Consider the following 14,167-nt stretch of genomic DNA (forward strand, 5'->3'; position numbering starts at 1 on the left):
CCATGCAGGACAACGCAGCGACCCTGGCGGTCAAGGTGGGGGCCTTTGTGCTGGTGGCCCTGGCGGCCCTGGTGTATCTCAGCATCACCTTCACCGGCGTCACCAGCGGCCGGCGGGTCGGCTACGCCCTGCAGGCCACCTTCGACGATGTCTCCGGCCTGGTGGAGGATGCCTCGGTGCGGATGGCGGGCATCGAGGTGGGCCGGGTGCAGCGGATTACCCTGGAAGAGGGGCGAGCCCGGGTGGGGCTCTTCATCTACGACGAATTCCGCGTGCCGGCGGATGTCCAGGCCGTGATCCGGACCCGGGGCATGCTGGGGGACCGCTACCTGCAGCTCCTGCCCGGCCTGCAGGCAGAGCCCTTCCTGGCCGCAGGCAGCGAGATCGGCCGCACCTCGTCGCCGGTCACCTTCGATGAGCTGGTCCAGGAGGCGGCGCCGGTTCTGAAAGACATCCGCTCCATCGCCTCGGTGGTCAACGATACGGCCCAGAGCGTGCTGGGCGACGAGGAGAGCCGGCAGGCGGTCCGGAGCACCCTGGCCAACCTCCGGGACCTCACCGCCAGCATCAACCGCATCAGTGCCGGCGTCGAGGCCGGTCAGGGAACCCTGGGCCTCCTGGTCACCGACGACTCCTTGTTCCGCCAGGCCAAGGGCTTCCTGGACCGCTTCACCACCCTGGCCACCCGCCTCGATTCCACGGAGGGCACCCTGGGCCGGCTGCTCACGGACGATGCCCTGTACGTCGATCTGCGGGACATGGCCCGGGAGGCACGCCAGGTGGCCGGCGGTCTCAACACCGTGGTGGCGCGTCTCAACCAGGGGGAGGGCTTTCTGGGCAAGATGATCCGGGACGAGGGCCTCTACGGGCGGCTGGCCAATGCGGTCAGCGACCTGGAGGCGACCCTGGCCGCGGTGCGCAGCGGCCAGGGCACCCTGGGCAAGCTGGTCACCGATCCTTCCCTCTACGACGAGACCAAGGCAGCGGTCCAGAACGTCAACCGGGCCTCCACGGGTCTTCAGGAGCAGCTGCCGGTGAGCGTCCTGGGCACGGTGGTGGGTGTGGCCATCCAGTGATGCGGATGCCGGCGGCCCGCGCCGCCCTGGTCCTGGCGCTGGCCTTGCTCGCTCCGGCCTGTGGCGCCAGCCGCCAGCAGGGAGCCGGCCAGCCGCTGCTGCCGGCGGCGGCGCCAGGGCTCGACATCTGCCGCAACGAGGCGGTGGCGCCGCCCCTGGTCAGCCGTCTCCACTGCCCGGGTCGCCCCACCCTGGTGGTCGCACCCCTCTTGTCCTGGTCCCGGCAGCCGGATACCTCGGGTACCCAGGATACGATCCGTTTCCTCTATCCCCTGGGACGGTGGCAGGACGGTCCGGCCGGCCAAGAGCTTACCTTCATTCCGGCGGTGGACGCCGCCTGGCCGGCGACCGCGGACCAGGCGGCCGCTGCCAGCACCTTCTTTCCCCTGTTCTGGGGCCGCACCGCTGGCGGGGAGCGTTACGGCGGCCTCTTTCCGGTGGCTGGCGAGCTCAAAGACCGCTTCAACGCCGGCCGGATCCGCTTTGCCCTCTGGCCGCTGTGGAGTGAGGTCCGCACCGGGGACAACGCGAAGACCCACCTGCTGTGGCCCGTGGTGAGCTATGCCCAGGGGCCGGACCAGTCGGGCTGCAAGCTGTGGCCCCTGGGCGGGCGTTTCGAGAAGACCGGCCGCTCCCGTTCCTGGTTTGCTCTCTGGCCCCTCTTGTCGGGCTCCCAGGAGCTGGAGGGCGAACGGGTACGGGGGGAGCGGCTTGCCGTCTTTCCTTTCTACGGCACGGCCTGGAGCGGCAGCCGCCAGGAGACCTGGTGGCTGTGGCCCTTCTTCTCCTGGACCGAGGATCCCGGCCAGGGCTGGACCAGCCGGGATCTCCTGTGGCCCCTGGTGCGGATCAGCGACGGCCCGGACCGGCGGCTGCGCCGCTACTGGCCCCTGTGGAGCGAGAGCGACGCGCCCGGCCGCCGGGAGTCTTTTCTGCTGTGGCCCTTCTTTTCCCGCAGCCAGGAGGAGCTGACCGGCGGGGTGCGGATGACCACGGCCAGCGGCCTGCTCATTGCCCGGCACCGCCAGCACCTGGCTGCCGGCTCCGGCCAGGTGCTGGCCACAGACGACCTCCTCTGGCCCCTGTTCCGGGACACCTCGGCCCAGGGCTGGCGCCGCCTCCGGGTGCTGGACCCCTTCTCGATCCTGGGGGACGGCTTCGACCTTCATTACGGCGGTCTCTTCCGGGTGGTCGATCTCGTGACCGGTCCGGACGAGTTGGTGCAGCTCGACCTTCTCTTCGGCCTCGCCGGCTACGAGCGGGAGCCGGCCCGGGCCCGCTGGCGTCTGGCCTACCTGTTCGACCTTAGGCGGGGTGCCGACTGGGACTCCTGGAGCCTCGCCCTCCTGGGCGGCCTGTGGCAGCACTGGCAGGGGCCGGACCAGGGCGGAGGACAGCTCCTCCATCTCTTCCGCTACGGCGACTCCCGCACCTCTCCTGGGCCGTGACGGCCTGGGGCCGGGCTTTTTCTTTTGACAGCTGCTGGGTGGGTTTTTTAGAGTGCCGGTATGCCCCGATCCTCCCGCCGGCGTCCCTGGGGCGCCATCCTCGTCCTCGGCGCCATTCTGGTGCCGGTCGGCCCGGCCTGGGCCATGCAGAGCCATGGGGGCATGGAGGGGCTGGTGGGCCATCAGATTGGCCATCTCCTCTTCATCGCTGGCCTGGCCTTCATCCTCCACGTGAGCCGCAAGCCCGGCATGGTGACGGCCGGGGGCGGACGGTTCCGCCTCTTCCTGTGGCTGCTCCTGATCTGGAATCTGGTGACGGGCCTCGGCCACGGGATGGAGCTGCGGGTCCGGCCGGAGCAGCTTCTGGCCGCCGGCGGCCGGACCGTGGCCTTCGTGGTCCGGGATCCGGGTGACGTCCTCTACTATCTGGGCCGGCTCGATCATCTGGTCCTGGTGCCGGCCATGCTGGCCCTCTTCCTGGCCCTTCGCCGCTGGCGGCAGGCCGACCAGGCACAGCCATGATCCTGCCCTGGTGGCCGGTGATCTGGACCGACATCCTGGGCTGCCTGGCTGTGCTCGGCCTGGCCGGGGCGTGCTGGCGGGCGGCCTGGATCTGGTACGGGCGGCGGCCGGCCGACGTTTTCCGGCACTACCTCTTCCTGCTCACCGTGACCATTGTCGTCTTCGCCTGCTCCCGGTCGGTGGGCCACCTGCTCAAGCAGCTCCTGTTCTACACCGGCCACCGGGACTGGTGGGCGCTCATCGAGCCCCACAGCGGAGCGGTGAATACCGCCAGCTTTGTCGTGGTCTTCGTCCTCTCCATCGGCTTTCAGCGGCTGAAGCGCATCCAGGCGGCGGCCGAGGAGGCGGCCTTCACGGTGGCCAGCGCCCGGGCCGAGGTGGCGGCGGTCCGGGAGCGGGAAACCGCCCTGGCAGCCATCTTCGATGCCATGGCGGATGTGGTCTACATCATCGACGCCCAGTACCGGATCCGCTTCTTCAACCGGCGCCTGCGGGAGTGGCTGCCGAACCTGGCCGAGGGCGACCTGTGCCATGACGCCCTCATGGGTGGCGAGGAGCCCTGCCCGGGCTGCAAGCTGCACGGCACCATCGACCGGGCCGCCAAACAGCAGTATGAGCGGTTCCTGCCCGGTCTTGGCCGCCTGTTCAGCATTGTCAGCATTCCGCTCACCTGGGGCAGCGGTGAGACGGTCTGTCTCAATGTGGCCCGGGACATCACCGAGGAGCGGAAGCTGGCCGAGCAGCTGCTCCACGCCCAGCGCATGGAGTCCATCGGCACCCTGGCCGGGGGGCTGGCCCACGACCTCAACAACACCCTGACTCCCATCCTGGGCAATGCCGAGCTGGCCCTGCGCCGTCTCGACTCCGACTCCCCCCTGGTGCCTCGCCTGCAGGAGATCAAGGACGGCGCCCGGCGGGCCGCGGATCTGGTACGCCGCATCCTGGCCTTCAGCCGCCGCCAGGATCTCCATCCCCGGACCCTGGACGCGAACCTGCTCATCCGGAATCTGGCCGGCATGCTGCGCCGCCTGGTGGAAGAGAATATCGAGCTGGAGATGGATCTGGCTGCCACGCCGGCGGTGGTGATCGCCGATCCTGGCCAACTGGAGCAGATCCTGGTCAACCTGGTGGTCAACGCCCGGGACGCCACAGGGGGGGGCGGCACCATCCAGATTGGCACCCGTCAGGCTGCGGGGGTGGGCCACCCCTGTCGCAGCTGCGGGCAGCCGATCACCGGCGAGCAGGTGGCCATCTCGGTGGCCGATTCCGGCTCCGGGATCCCGGCCGCTATCCAGGACCGGATCTTCGAGCCCTATTTCACCACCAAGGGCCTCAACCAGGGCACCGGCCTGGGGCTGGCCATGGTGCACGGCAGCGTCCACCAGCACGGCGGGCACCTGGGGCTGGCGAGCGAGCAGGGCATGGGTACGGTGGTCACGGTCTGGCTGCCCGCAGCCGGGCAGCCGGCCGCACCGGGGCCCTTCATCCGGCCGGTCGAGCCGGACAGCCTGGCCGGGGGCTCAGAGGTCATCCTGGTGGTGGAGGATCATGCGCCGCTCCGGGAGTTGGTCCGGGAGGTGCTGCAGGGGTATGGCTACCGGGTGCTGGCTGCGGAAGACGGCGAGACCGCCCTGCGCCTGTACCAGGAGCAGGGCGGGGCGGTGGATCTGGTGCTCAGTGACCTGGTGATGCCCGGCATGGACGGCCGGGAGCTGGTGGCGCGGCTGCGGCAGCAGGAGCCGGGCCTGCGCTGTCTGTTCATGTCCGGCTACACGGATAGCCGCCTCCACGGCGACGAGGCCGAGGATGCGGATGACCTCCTCCCCAAGCCCTTCCTGCCCGGCCAGCTGGCAGCCCGGGTGCGCCAGGCCCTCAATGGCCAGGCCCCGGGGGAAAGCCGCGGCCAGGCCAGCCACTAGCCGCGGCCGCCCCGGGTTGCATTTCCCTGGCCGAGCTGGTAGGCTACCCCACTTTCGTTACCCGGAAAGACGAACCGTCGAAGGCCCAACAAGGAATCCTGAAGCTTGAAGGGACACACCACGAAATCCCTGGCCGAGATCGCTGCCCTGGTGGGGGGCGAGCTGGCGGGCCCTGGCGACCTGCATGTGCGGGCGGTGCAGGACCTGGCGTCTGCCCGGGAGGGGGAGATCACCTTTGTGACCAGCCGCCGGCTGCTGCCGCTTCTGGCGACCAGCCGGGCGTCGGCGGTGATCGTTGCCGCCGACCTGCCGGACGTGGACCGGCCGGCGATCCGGGTCCACGACCCCTATCTGGCGGTGGCCATCCTGCAGAGCCTGTTCGTGCTGCGGCCCTTCCGCAGCCTGGGGGTGAGCCCGCAAGCCCAGGTGGGGGCGGAGTGTGTCATCCCGGCCGCGGTCACCATCCACCCCTTCGCGGTCCTGGGGGACCGGGTGGAGCTGGGGGAGCGGGTGACCATCCATCCCGGGGCCGTGCTGGGCGACGACGTCCGGATTGGCGACGACTCGGTCCTCCATGCCGGCGTCTTTGTGGGCGAGCGCTCGGTGATCGGCAGCCGGGTGGTGATCCATCCCGGAGCGGTGATCGGTGCCGACGGCTTCGGCTATGCCCGGGCGGACGACAAGGCGGTGAAGATCCCCCAGGTGGGGATGGTGCAGATTGACGATGACGTGGAGGTCGGGGCCGGCGTTTGCATCGACCGGGCCACCTTCGGCCGTACCTGGATCCGGCAAGGCGCCAAGGTGGACAATCTGGTGCAGATCGGCCACAACGTGACCGTGGGCGAGGACGCCGTCCTGGTGGCCCAGGCTGGCATCGCCGGCTCCGCCACCCTGGGCCGCGGCGTGATCCTGGCTGGCCAGGCCGGGGTGAGCGGCCACGTCACCCTGGGGGACGGCGTGACCGTTGGACCCAAGGCCGGGGTCCACGACCACCAGCCGGACGGTGCCACGGTCTCGGGGGTGCCAGCCATTCCCCACCGGGAATGGCTGCGGGCCGCCGCCGCCTACCGCCGGCTGCCGGAGCTGGTCAAAGAGGTCCGGGAGCTGCGCCGGCGGGTGGCCGAGCTGGAGGAGCGGCTGGCCGATCGCGGCAGCAGCCACGACATAAGGGGTATCTGATGGAGCTTGCAGGCACCACCGTGGATCATATCGGCATTCTGAACCTGCTGCCGCACCGCTACCCGCTGCTCCTGGTGGACCGCATCCTGGAGTGGGAGAAGGACCAGCGCATCCGGGCCCTCAAGAACGTCACCATCAACGAGCCGTTCTTTCAAGGCCATTTCCCGGGCACGCCCATCATGCCCGGGGTCCTGATCCTGGAGGGCATGGCCCAGGCCGGGGTGGTCCTGGCCTATCTGTCCACCGGCGACGAGTTCGTTGGCCGACTGCCCTATTTCGCCGGCATGGACGCGGTGCGCTTCCGCCAGCCGGTGGTGCCCGGCGACCAGTTGGTCTTTTCTCTTGCGGTCCAGCGCCGCAAGGCCAAGCTGTGGAAGCTGGCGGGTCAGGCCTTTGTCCAGGACAAGCTGGTGACCGAGGCCGAGCTCATGGCCGTCTTCTCCTGACGGCCCTTCTCTTCGTACTGTCCTTTCGCATCCCGCGCTGCCGGAGCCGCCAGGCTTATGCCGGCGCGCCGGCATCGTCAACCTGGCGGTCCCCTTGACCCCACAGCCCGAAAGGCCGTCATGCCCATCCATCCCACAGCCATTGTTGATCCCGGCGCCGAGCTGGACCCCAGCGTCACCGTGGGGCCCTTGGCGGTCATCGAGGCCGGCGTCGTGGTGGGGCCGGAGACCACCATCGGCGCCCACAGCGTGCTCTCCGGCCCCACCGTCATCGGTGCCCGCAACCTCATCGGTCCTTTTTGCACCGTGGGCGCTGCCCCCCAGGACCTCAAGTACGGCGGCGAGCCCACCCGGCTGACCATCGGCAACGACAACCAGATCCGGGAGTACGCCAGCATTCATCGGGGAACGGTGGATGGCCTGGGCGAGACCAGGATCGGTGACCACAACTTCCTCATGGCCTACAGCCACGTGGCCCACGACTGCGAGCTGGGCAGCCATGTGGTGATGGCCAATGCCGCCACCCTGGGCGGGCATGTGCAGGTGGCCGACCGGGCGATCCTGGGCGGCCTGGTGGCGGTGCACCAGTTCTGCCGGGTGGGGCGCTTCGCCTTTGTGGGCGGCCTGTCCGGGGTGAGCTTGGACGTGCCGCCCTTTGTCCGGGTCAGCGGCATCCGGGGCGGCATGCGGGTGAGCAGCATCAACGTCGTCGGCCTCCGGCGGGCCGGCTTCCCGGAGGAGACGGTCACCTCTTTGCGCCAGGCGCATCGGATCATCTTCCGCCGGCCGGAGCTTCTTCTGGAGGCAGCCCTGGAGGAGGCCCTGGCAACGGCCCCTGGCTGCGCCGAGGTGGCGGAGCTGGTGGCCTTCTTCCGTTCCTCCCGCCGGGGGGTGATCCGCAGGAACGGCGGTGACGACTAGGATCGGCATCATCGCCGGCCGGGGCCGTTTTCCGCACCTCTTTGCCGAGGCGGCCCGCCGCCAGGGCTGCCAGGTGGTGGTGGTCGCCCATCAGGGCGAATCGGCCCCGGATCTGGCCGACTATGCCGACCGCATCCACTGGGTGCGCCTGGGCCAGTTGGGGCGGATCATCGAGGTGCTGCGCCAGGAGGAGGTCGAAGAGGCGGTGCTCCTGGGCGCCATCACCAAGACCAGCATCTGGCGGGACATCCGGCCGGACCTGCGGGGGCTGGCGCTGTGGGGCCGGATCGACCGCCGCCAGGACGACGCCATCCTGCGGGCGGTGGCAGCGGAGCTGGAAAAGGAGGGGATCCGGATCGTCGAATCCACCCGCTATCTTGGCCATCTGCTCTTCCCGGCCGGCCAGCTGACCAGAAGGGGCCTTGCCGCCGCCGAGCTGGCGGATGTGCGCTTCGGCTGGCAGATGGCCAAGGCGATCGGGGCGCTCGATATCGGCCAGACCGTGGTGGTGCGGGATCGCACCGTGCTGGCCGTGGAGGCCATCGAGGGCACCGATGCCGCCATCCGCCGGGGCGGCAGCCTGGGCCGCCAGGAGGTGGTGGTGGTCAAGGTCAAGAAGCCGCAGCAGGATTTCCGCTTCGATCTGCCAGCCATCGGCGTGCAAACCATGACCACCATGCAGGAGAGCGGCGCCCGGGTGCTGGCGGTGGAGGCCGGCCAGTCCCTGTTCTTCGAGCGGGAAGAGGCCCTGGCCCTGGCCGATCAGGCGGGCCTTACGGTGGTGGGGCTCACCGCCGGTGCCGGCGGCCTCCCTTTGCTGCCGGCAGCGTGACCGGCCCGTCGGCCCGCCTCCACCGCCGGGAGCCAAGACCGTCATGAAGGCCATGATCCTGGCCGCCGGCTTCGGTACCCGTCTGGCCCCCCACAGCCTCGTTCTGCCCAAGCCCCTGTTTCCAATCCTCAATCGGCCGCTTCTCGCCATCACCATCGAGCAGCTCAGGCAGGCCGGGGTGGATGAGATCATCGTCAACGCCCACCACTTGGCCGGCCAGATCCAGGCAGCGCTGTCCGGCCTTGCCGGCGTTACCGTGTTGCAGGAAGACGCTATTCTCGGCACCGGCGGTGGCCTCAGGAACGCCCTGCCCATCCTGGGCCGGCAGCCGGTGCTGGTGGTGAACGCCGACATCGCCCACACGTTGGACCTGTCCAGCCTGGCGGCTCGCCACCTCGCCTCCGGGGCGGCGGTCTCCATGGTGCTCCAGGACCAGGACCGCTTCCGGGTGGTGGCGGTGGACGAGGCAGACCGGGTGCTGGCTTTCGGCCCGGCGGCCGAGGGCGCCCGCCGCCTGGCCTACACCGGTGTCCAATTCCTCTGGCCCGAGATCCTGGACGCCATGCCGGCGGGCGTCCATGCCGAGCTCATCCCCTGGTATCAGGCCGCCATCGCCCGGGGCGTGCCCATCCAGGGTTTGGTGGCCGCCGGCCATTTCTGGACCGATATCGGCACCCCCGTCGACTACCTGGACCTCCACGCCCGGTTGCTCACCGGCCGCCTGAGCGCGCCGCATCTGCCCCGGCCGGGCGGCAGCCCCCATCTCGGCCCAGGCTGCCAGCTGGCGTCCGGCGTCACCGTGGCCGACTGGGCCTGCCTGGGCGCCGGGGTCACCGTGGGGGCCGGGGCGAGCCTGGCCCGGGTGGTGGTCTGGGCTGGCGTTGCCATTGCGGCGGGGGCGCAGCTGGCGGATGCCATCGTTTCGGGTTGAAGGCTTCCTGAAGACCGGCGGCGCCCATCGACCGAAACGACCGGTGGCCGGGGAGGGGAGCGTCCCCGCCCGAAGCGGGCGTCGCAACGTACCGGCACCGGGCGCCTGTGTCTGGCCCCGCCGGGGGATGAATCCCCCGGCTACCATTGCTGCTCTCGCTTCGCGAGGCGTGAAGCCATGCTGTCGCCTGCCATCATTCGCTTTCTGAAGGACCAGGGGCTCTGGGGGCCGGAGGCATGCACGTGCCAGGGACTGCGGGGGGATGGCTCCGGCCGGCCGTTCTTCCGGCTGCTGGCCCACGGTCGGCCGCCGGTGGTGCTGGTGCTGCCGGATCCGGACCAGCCCCGGGGGCTGGCCGAGGCGGCGGCGAGCCTCGCCATCGGCCGCCACCTGGCTGCCGCCGGGGTGCCAGTGCCGCGGATTCTGGCCGCGGAGCCCCCTGCGGGCTGGATCGTCTTTCAGGATCTGGGGGACCGGCACCTGGCCACCGCAGTGGCGCAGGCCTCCTCCCGGGATCAGGTGCTGGGCTGGTACCGCTCGGCCGTCGAGATCCTCCTGGCCCTCCAGATCGATGGCTGGGCGGGCTTTGATCCGGCCTGGTCCTGGGACACCCCTTTGTTCGACCGGGACCTCATGCGGCGCCGCGAGGCAGACTACTTTCTGGAGCGGTTTTGGCAAGGCTATCTCGGCCAACCAACGGTGCCGGACGGGGTGGCCGGGGAGCTGGATCGGTTGGCCGATCGGGCCAGCGAGGCGTCCACGGATTTTCTCGTGCACCGGGACTTCCAGTCCCGCAATCTGATGCTGACCCCGGAGGGCGCGCTCGCGGTCATCGACTTCCAAGGCGCCCGCCAAGGGCCCCGGGCCTATGACCTGGCGAGCCTGCTCCTTGACCCCTATGTGGAGCTGCCGGTGGCCGAGCAGGAGGAGCTCCTGGACTTCTATGGCCTGAGGGCGGCCGCCCGGGGCCGGCCGGTACCGCCAGACTTCCGGGTCGAGCTCAGCCATCTCGCCCTGCAGCGGAACCTGCAGATCCTGGGCGCCTTCGGCTTTCTGGTCAAGGTGCGGGGCAAGGGCTTTTTCAAGGCGTCTATTCCGGGGGCGGTCCGCTCCCTCAATCGCCTCCTGACCTGGCCGGAGCTGTCGGCATTCCCCCGGCTGCGCGGTCTGGCCGAAGAGATCCCGGCCCTCCTGGCCAGCGCCGGCACCCATCCAGAGGGAGAGTTGCCATGAGCCACAGCGTCTGCCCCATTGTCGCCCTGGTGGGCCGGCCCAATGTCGGCAAGTCCACGTTGTTCAACCGCCTCACCCGCTCCAACCGGGCCATCGTCGATCCGACCCCCGGGGTGACCCGGGACCGGGCCTACGAGGTGGTGCGCTGGGAGGATCGGGACGTCATCCTGGTGGACACCGGCGGCATCGAGCCGGCGGCTGGTGACGATTTTTCCGCCCAGGTCACCGGCCAGACCAGGCAGGCGGTGGCGGAGGCCGACCTGGTCGTCCTCATTCTGGATGGCCGGGAGGGCGCCTTGCCCCAGGACCACCGCATCGCCGGCGAGCTGCGCCGTACCGGCAAGCCCCTCCTGGTGGCGGTGAACAAGATCGACGGCCCGGAGATGGAAGAGGCCGGGCTTGGCGCCTGCTATGAGCTGGGGATCGGCGAGCTGGTGCCCATCTCCGCCGAGCACGGCTACGGGATCCGGAGCCTGCTGGAGACCTTGCGCTCCCGGCTGCCCGCGGCCGGCACCGAGCCGCCCCTGCCGGCGGCGACCATCCGCGTCGCCTGCGTCGGCCGGCCCAATGTGGGCAAGTCCTCCCTGGTCAACCGCCTGCTGGGCGAGGAGCGGATGATCGTCTCCCAGGTGCCGGGCACCACCCGGGACTCGGTGGATACCCTCCTGGTCCGGGACGAGCAGGCCTATCTTCTGGTGGACACCGCCGGCATCCGCCGCCGGGGCAAGGTGCAGGAGAAGCTGGAGAAGTTCAGCGTCCTCAAGAGCCTGCAATCCCTGGCCCGGGCGGACATCGCCCTGGTGCTCCTGGATGCCGGCGAGGGCATCACCGACCAGGACACCCGGGTGATCGGCCATGCCCTGGAGCGGGGCCGGGCCTTGATCATCCTCATCAACAAATGGGATCTGCTGCGCAACGACCCTGCCGGCCAGCGGCGGCTGCGGGACGAGCTGGACCGCCAGACCGCCTTCGTGGACTACGTGCCCCGGCTCTTCATCTCCGCCCTCACCGGCAAGGGGGTGGGCGAGATCCTGCCGGCGGTGCAGAAGGTCTTCCGCCAGTTCAACGCCCATTTCGGCACCGGTCCCTTGAACCGCCTGCTCAAAGAGGCGGTGGCGGCCCACAGCCCGCCCCTCCACCAGGGCCGCCGGCTGCGCCTCTACTACACCACCCAGACCGACACCCGGCCGCCCACCTTCACCGTCTTCGCCAACCAGCCGGACGGCATCCACTTCTCCTACCATCGCTTCCTGGTCAACCGCTTCCGGGAGGGCCTGGGTCTTTCCGACTGCCCGGTGCGGGTCCTCTTGCGGGAGCGGCCCCGGCGCCAGCGGCCGTAAGACTGCCCAGCAGAGACCGGCTGATGGGCGGGAGGCGGTCGGCTGGCCGGCGCCCGCCCTTTTCCCGGAGGGTCTTCCGGACCAAAGCCAGGAGCCCGGCGGCGGCAAAAGGCTTCTGGATATACCCGGAGAAGAAGCCTGTCTTCCGGGTCATCTCCTCGCTGATGGCCTCGTGGTGGCCGGTGCACAGGATCACCGGCAGCTCCGGCCGGATGGCGAGCAGGCGTCTTGCCAGCTCGATGCCGCTGTATCCCGGCATGCTGAGGTCGGTGACGACCAGATCCACCCCGGATGGATTCCGGCAGAAGAAGGAGAGCGCTTCCCGCCCCCCGGTGAAGGCGAGCACCGTGAATCCCGCCTTCTCCAACAGCCCCCGGATGACCGTGACCACCTTCTCGTCGTCATCCACCGCCATGATCCTTCCGGCCTCGGACAGCCGGGGAACGGTCCGGTCTTCTTCGGCCGGCGCCGGCCGGAAGGACTCTTTCGGCACATGGACCGGCAGATAGATCCGGAAGGTCGCGCCAGCCCCGACCTCGCTGGACACCGCAATATGCCCTTTGAGGTTCCGGACGATGCCGGACACAACCGCCAGGCCCAGCCCGGTGCCCTCACCAGCGGCCTTGGTGGTGAAATACGGGTCGAAGATCCGGGCCCGGGTGGTCGCGTCCATGCCATGGCCGGTATCGGCCACCTCCAGCAGCAGATAATCACCCAGTGGGCAGCCGCTGCCCTGGAGCACGGCATCCTCCTGGAGGGTGACCCTGCGCAGGGAGACCGCCAGGGTGCCGCCCGCCTCCCGCATCGCATGAAAGGCGTTGGTGCACAGGTTCATGATGACCTGATGCACCTGGGTGGGATCGGCCAGCACCAGGTCGGTGGCCGCCACGTGCTGCCTGATGACGATGGAGGGCGGCAGGGAGGCCCGCAGCAGCTTCAGGGCCTCCTTGATGATGAGCGATACCTGCAGGGGCTTCAGCTCCTGCGCGGTTCGGCGGCTGAAGGTCAGGATCTGTCTGACCAGATCCTTGGCCCGCTGGGCTGATTCCAGCACCACCTCCAGGTATTCCCGCGCCTTCGGCGAATTGTCCGGCAGTCCCAGGGCGAGCTCGGCATAGCCGAAGATGCCGACCAGGATGTTGTTGAAGTCGTGCGCGATGCCGCCGGCCAAGGTGCCGATGGCTTCCATCTTCTGGGCCTGCAGGAGCTCCCTTTCCAGCTCCTTGCGTGCCGAGACGTCGCGATTGGAGACGCGGAATCCCAGGAAGGAGCCGTCATCGCCCAGCACGGGCTGGCAGGTGTGCTCGATGTGGCGGATCCTGCCATCCGCGCCACGGATACGCAGCTCCTGCTCGCGGGCACGCCGTTCGGCCATGGCTTCGAGGCGGTGGGCCTCCCAGGCCGGGCGGTCTTCCTCCAGGACAATGCCGTGCAGGAGGCCAGGGTTGCTCCGGAACATCTCCGGAGGATAGCCGGTGACGCGCTCGCAGGACGGGGAGATGTAGCGCAGCCCGCCGTCCGGTCCTTCCCAGTATTCCCAGGCATAGGTGAAATCCGCCACGGTGCGGTAGCGGAACTCGGCCTCGCGCAACGCCTCCTCGGTCTTCCGGCGCTCCTCGATCTGCCTTTCCAGGTCCCGGGTCCTGGCCAGGAGGTCGCTGCTGCGCTCGGCAACCAGCGCTTCGAGAGAGGTCTGCATGCGGTACAGGCTCAGATGGGTGCGCACCCTGACCAGCACCTCTGCCGCCTGGAAGGGCTTGGTGAGGTAGTCCACCCCTCCCGCCTCGAAGGCCTGCACCTTCTCTTCGATGCTGGTCAAGGCGCTGATGAAGATGACCGGAATACCCCGGAGCGTCGGATCCTCCTTCAGATGACGGCACATCGCAAGGCCGTCCATTTCCGGCATCCGGATGTCCAGAAGGATGAGGTCGCAAGGCTTCGCCCGCACGGCCTGCAGGGCATGCAGGCTGCTGGTGCTCGACCGCACGGCATAGCCGGCGCCGGTGAGGATCGCGCACAGCAGATCGAGATTGTCCGCCAGATCATCCACCACCAGAATGCTTCCCTTGGGGTCATTTCCCTCGAGCATGACCGGTCTCCTTGGGCGTCCTTCAGGATCCTGCCACCGGAAGGCCCCCGGGCTGGGGAGCCTCCGGTGCGCTGGCGTCTGGAGCGGCAACAGCCGCGCCGGTGGGGGGCGGCCCATCCTTGCGCCCATGCCGATGCGCGTCAACGATCCGGTGCAGCTTGTCGAACTGGTGCTGCAGGACCAGCGCCTTCAGGGCCTCGGTAGCGGCACCTCCCTGGGCCGCCGCCATCC

Annotated in this window: 12 protein-coding genes; 11 read left to right on the top strand and 1 reads right to left on the bottom strand. The window is 69.5% G+C overall.

The genetic code is table 11. The annotated features are described in order from the left end of the window. Positions 1-2: 2 nt before the first annotated feature. The 11 genes from AB1634_01380 to der all read left to right on the top strand — a co-directional run bounded on the left by AB1634_01380 (position 3) and on the right by der (position 11,847). Complete coding sequence (locus tag AB1634_01380; GenBank protein MEW6218173.1) at positions 3-1,076, top strand: MlaD family protein; 1,074 nt, start codon at positions 3-5, stop codon at positions 1,074-1,076. Positions 1,077-1,081: 5 nt separating this feature from the next. Then, complete coding sequence (locus tag AB1634_01385) at positions 1,082-2,524, top strand: hypothetical protein (protein ID MEW6218174.1); 1,443 nt, start codon at positions 1,082-1,084, stop codon at positions 2,522-2,524. Between the two features lie 60 nt (positions 2,525-2,584). Continuing rightward, positions 2,585-3,046, top strand: coding sequence for a hypothetical protein (locus AB1634_01390; GenBank protein MEW6218175.1), 462 nt, complete (start codon positions 2,585-2,587; stop codon positions 3,044-3,046). Further along, positions 3,043-4,965 carry a response regulator gene (locus AB1634_01395; protein MEW6218176.1) on the top strand — a complete coding sequence of 641 codons (1,923 nt, stop codon included), beginning with the start codon at positions 3,043-3,045 and terminating at the stop codon, positions 4,963-4,965. Before AB1634_01390 ends, AB1634_01395 begins: the two co-directional genes overlap by 4 nt. 105 nt (positions 4,966-5,070) lie before the next feature. Continuing rightward, the gene (gene lpxD / locus AB1634_01400) at positions 5,071-6,144 is read left to right on the top strand and encodes a UDP-3-O-(3-hydroxymyristoyl)glucosamine N-acyltransferase (protein MEW6218177.1); all 1,074 of its coding nucleotides are present in this window, start codon (positions 5,071-5,073) and stop codon (positions 6,142-6,144) included. Beyond that, positions 6,144-6,590: a 3-hydroxyacyl-ACP dehydratase FabZ gene (fabZ, locus tag AB1634_01405; GenBank protein ID MEW6218178.1), complete on the top strand. Its 447-nt coding sequence runs from the start codon at positions 6,144-6,146 to the stop codon at positions 6,588-6,590. Before lpxD ends, fabZ begins: the two co-directional genes overlap by 1 nt. Before the next feature lie 120 nt (positions 6,591-6,710). Then, complete coding sequence (lpxA, locus tag AB1634_01410) at positions 6,711-7,511, top strand: acyl-ACP--UDP-N-acetylglucosamine O-acyltransferase (protein ID MEW6218179.1); 801 nt, start codon at positions 6,711-6,713, stop codon at positions 7,509-7,511. After that, positions 7,501-8,343, top strand: coding sequence for a UDP-2,3-diacylglucosamine diphosphatase LpxI (gene lpxI / locus AB1634_01415; protein MEW6218180.1), 843 nt, complete (start codon positions 7,501-7,503; stop codon positions 8,341-8,343). The genes lpxA and lpxI overlap by 11 nt, the downstream gene beginning before the upstream one ends. A gap of 43 nt (positions 8,344-8,386) precedes the next feature. Further along, the gene (locus AB1634_01420) at positions 8,387-9,274 is read left to right on the top strand and encodes an NDP-sugar synthase (protein MEW6218181.1); all 888 of its coding nucleotides are present in this window, start codon (positions 8,387-8,389) and stop codon (positions 9,272-9,274) included. 177 nt (positions 9,275-9,451) lie between these two features. Beyond that, positions 9,452-10,507: a phosphotransferase gene (locus AB1634_01425; GenBank protein MEW6218182.1), complete on the top strand. Its 1,056-nt coding sequence runs from the start codon at positions 9,452-9,454 to the stop codon at positions 10,505-10,507. Beyond that, the gene (gene der / locus AB1634_01430; GenBank protein MEW6218183.1) at positions 10,504-11,847 is read left to right on the top strand and encodes a ribosome biogenesis GTPase Der; all 1,344 of its coding nucleotides are present in this window, start codon (positions 10,504-10,506) and stop codon (positions 11,845-11,847) included. Before AB1634_01425 ends, der begins: the two co-directional genes overlap by 4 nt. Here the strand turns inward: der and AB1634_01435 are convergent. Further along, positions 11,762-13,936: a response regulator gene (locus AB1634_01435; protein MEW6218184.1), complete on the bottom strand. Its 2,175-nt coding sequence runs from the start codon at positions 13,934-13,936 to the stop codon at positions 11,762-11,764. The genes der and AB1634_01435 overlap by 86 nt on opposite strands. Positions 13,937-14,167 lie beyond the last annotated feature (231 nt).

The sequence above is a fragment of the Thermodesulfobacteriota bacterium genome (assembly GCA_040755095.1).
Classification (GTDB): Bacteria; Desulfobacterota; Desulfobulbia; order Desulfobulbales; family JBFMBH01; genus JBFMBH01.

Excerpts from the sequence above, each read along its gene's own strand:
- AB1634_01380 (MEW6218173.1), top strand. The coding sequence starts at position 3 with ATGCAGGACAACGCAGCGACCCTGGCGGTCAAGGTGGGGGCCTTTGTG.
- AB1634_01385 (MEW6218174.1), top strand. The coding sequence starts at position 1,082 with ATGCCGGCGGCCCGCGCCGCCCTGGTCCTGGCGCTGGCCTTGCTCGCT.
- AB1634_01390 (MEW6218175.1), top strand. The coding sequence starts at position 2,585 with ATGCCCCGATCCTCCCGCCGGCGTCCCTGGGGCGCCATCCTCGTCCTC.
- AB1634_01395 (MEW6218176.1), top strand. The coding sequence starts at position 3,043 with ATGATCCTGCCCTGGTGGCCGGTGATCTGGACCGACATCCTGGGCTGC.
- fabZ (MEW6218178.1), top strand. The coding sequence starts at position 6,144 with ATGGAGCTTGCAGGCACCACCGTGGATCATATCGGCATTCTGAACCTG.
- lpxA (MEW6218179.1), top strand. The coding sequence starts at position 6,711 with ATGCCCATCCATCCCACAGCCATTGTTGATCCCGGCGCCGAGCTGGAC.
- AB1634_01420 (MEW6218181.1), top strand. The coding sequence starts at position 8,387 with ATGAAGGCCATGATCCTGGCCGCCGGCTTCGGTACCCGTCTGGCCCCC.
- AB1634_01425 (MEW6218182.1), top strand. The coding sequence starts at position 9,452 with ATGCTGTCGCCTGCCATCATTCGCTTTCTGAAGGACCAGGGGCTCTGG.
- der (MEW6218183.1), top strand. The coding sequence starts at position 10,504 with ATGAGCCACAGCGTCTGCCCCATTGTCGCCCTGGTGGGCCGGCCCAAT.
- AB1634_01435 (MEW6218184.1), bottom strand. The coding sequence starts at position 13,936 with ATGCTCGAGGGAAATGACCCCAAGGGAAGCATTCTGGTGGTGGATGAT.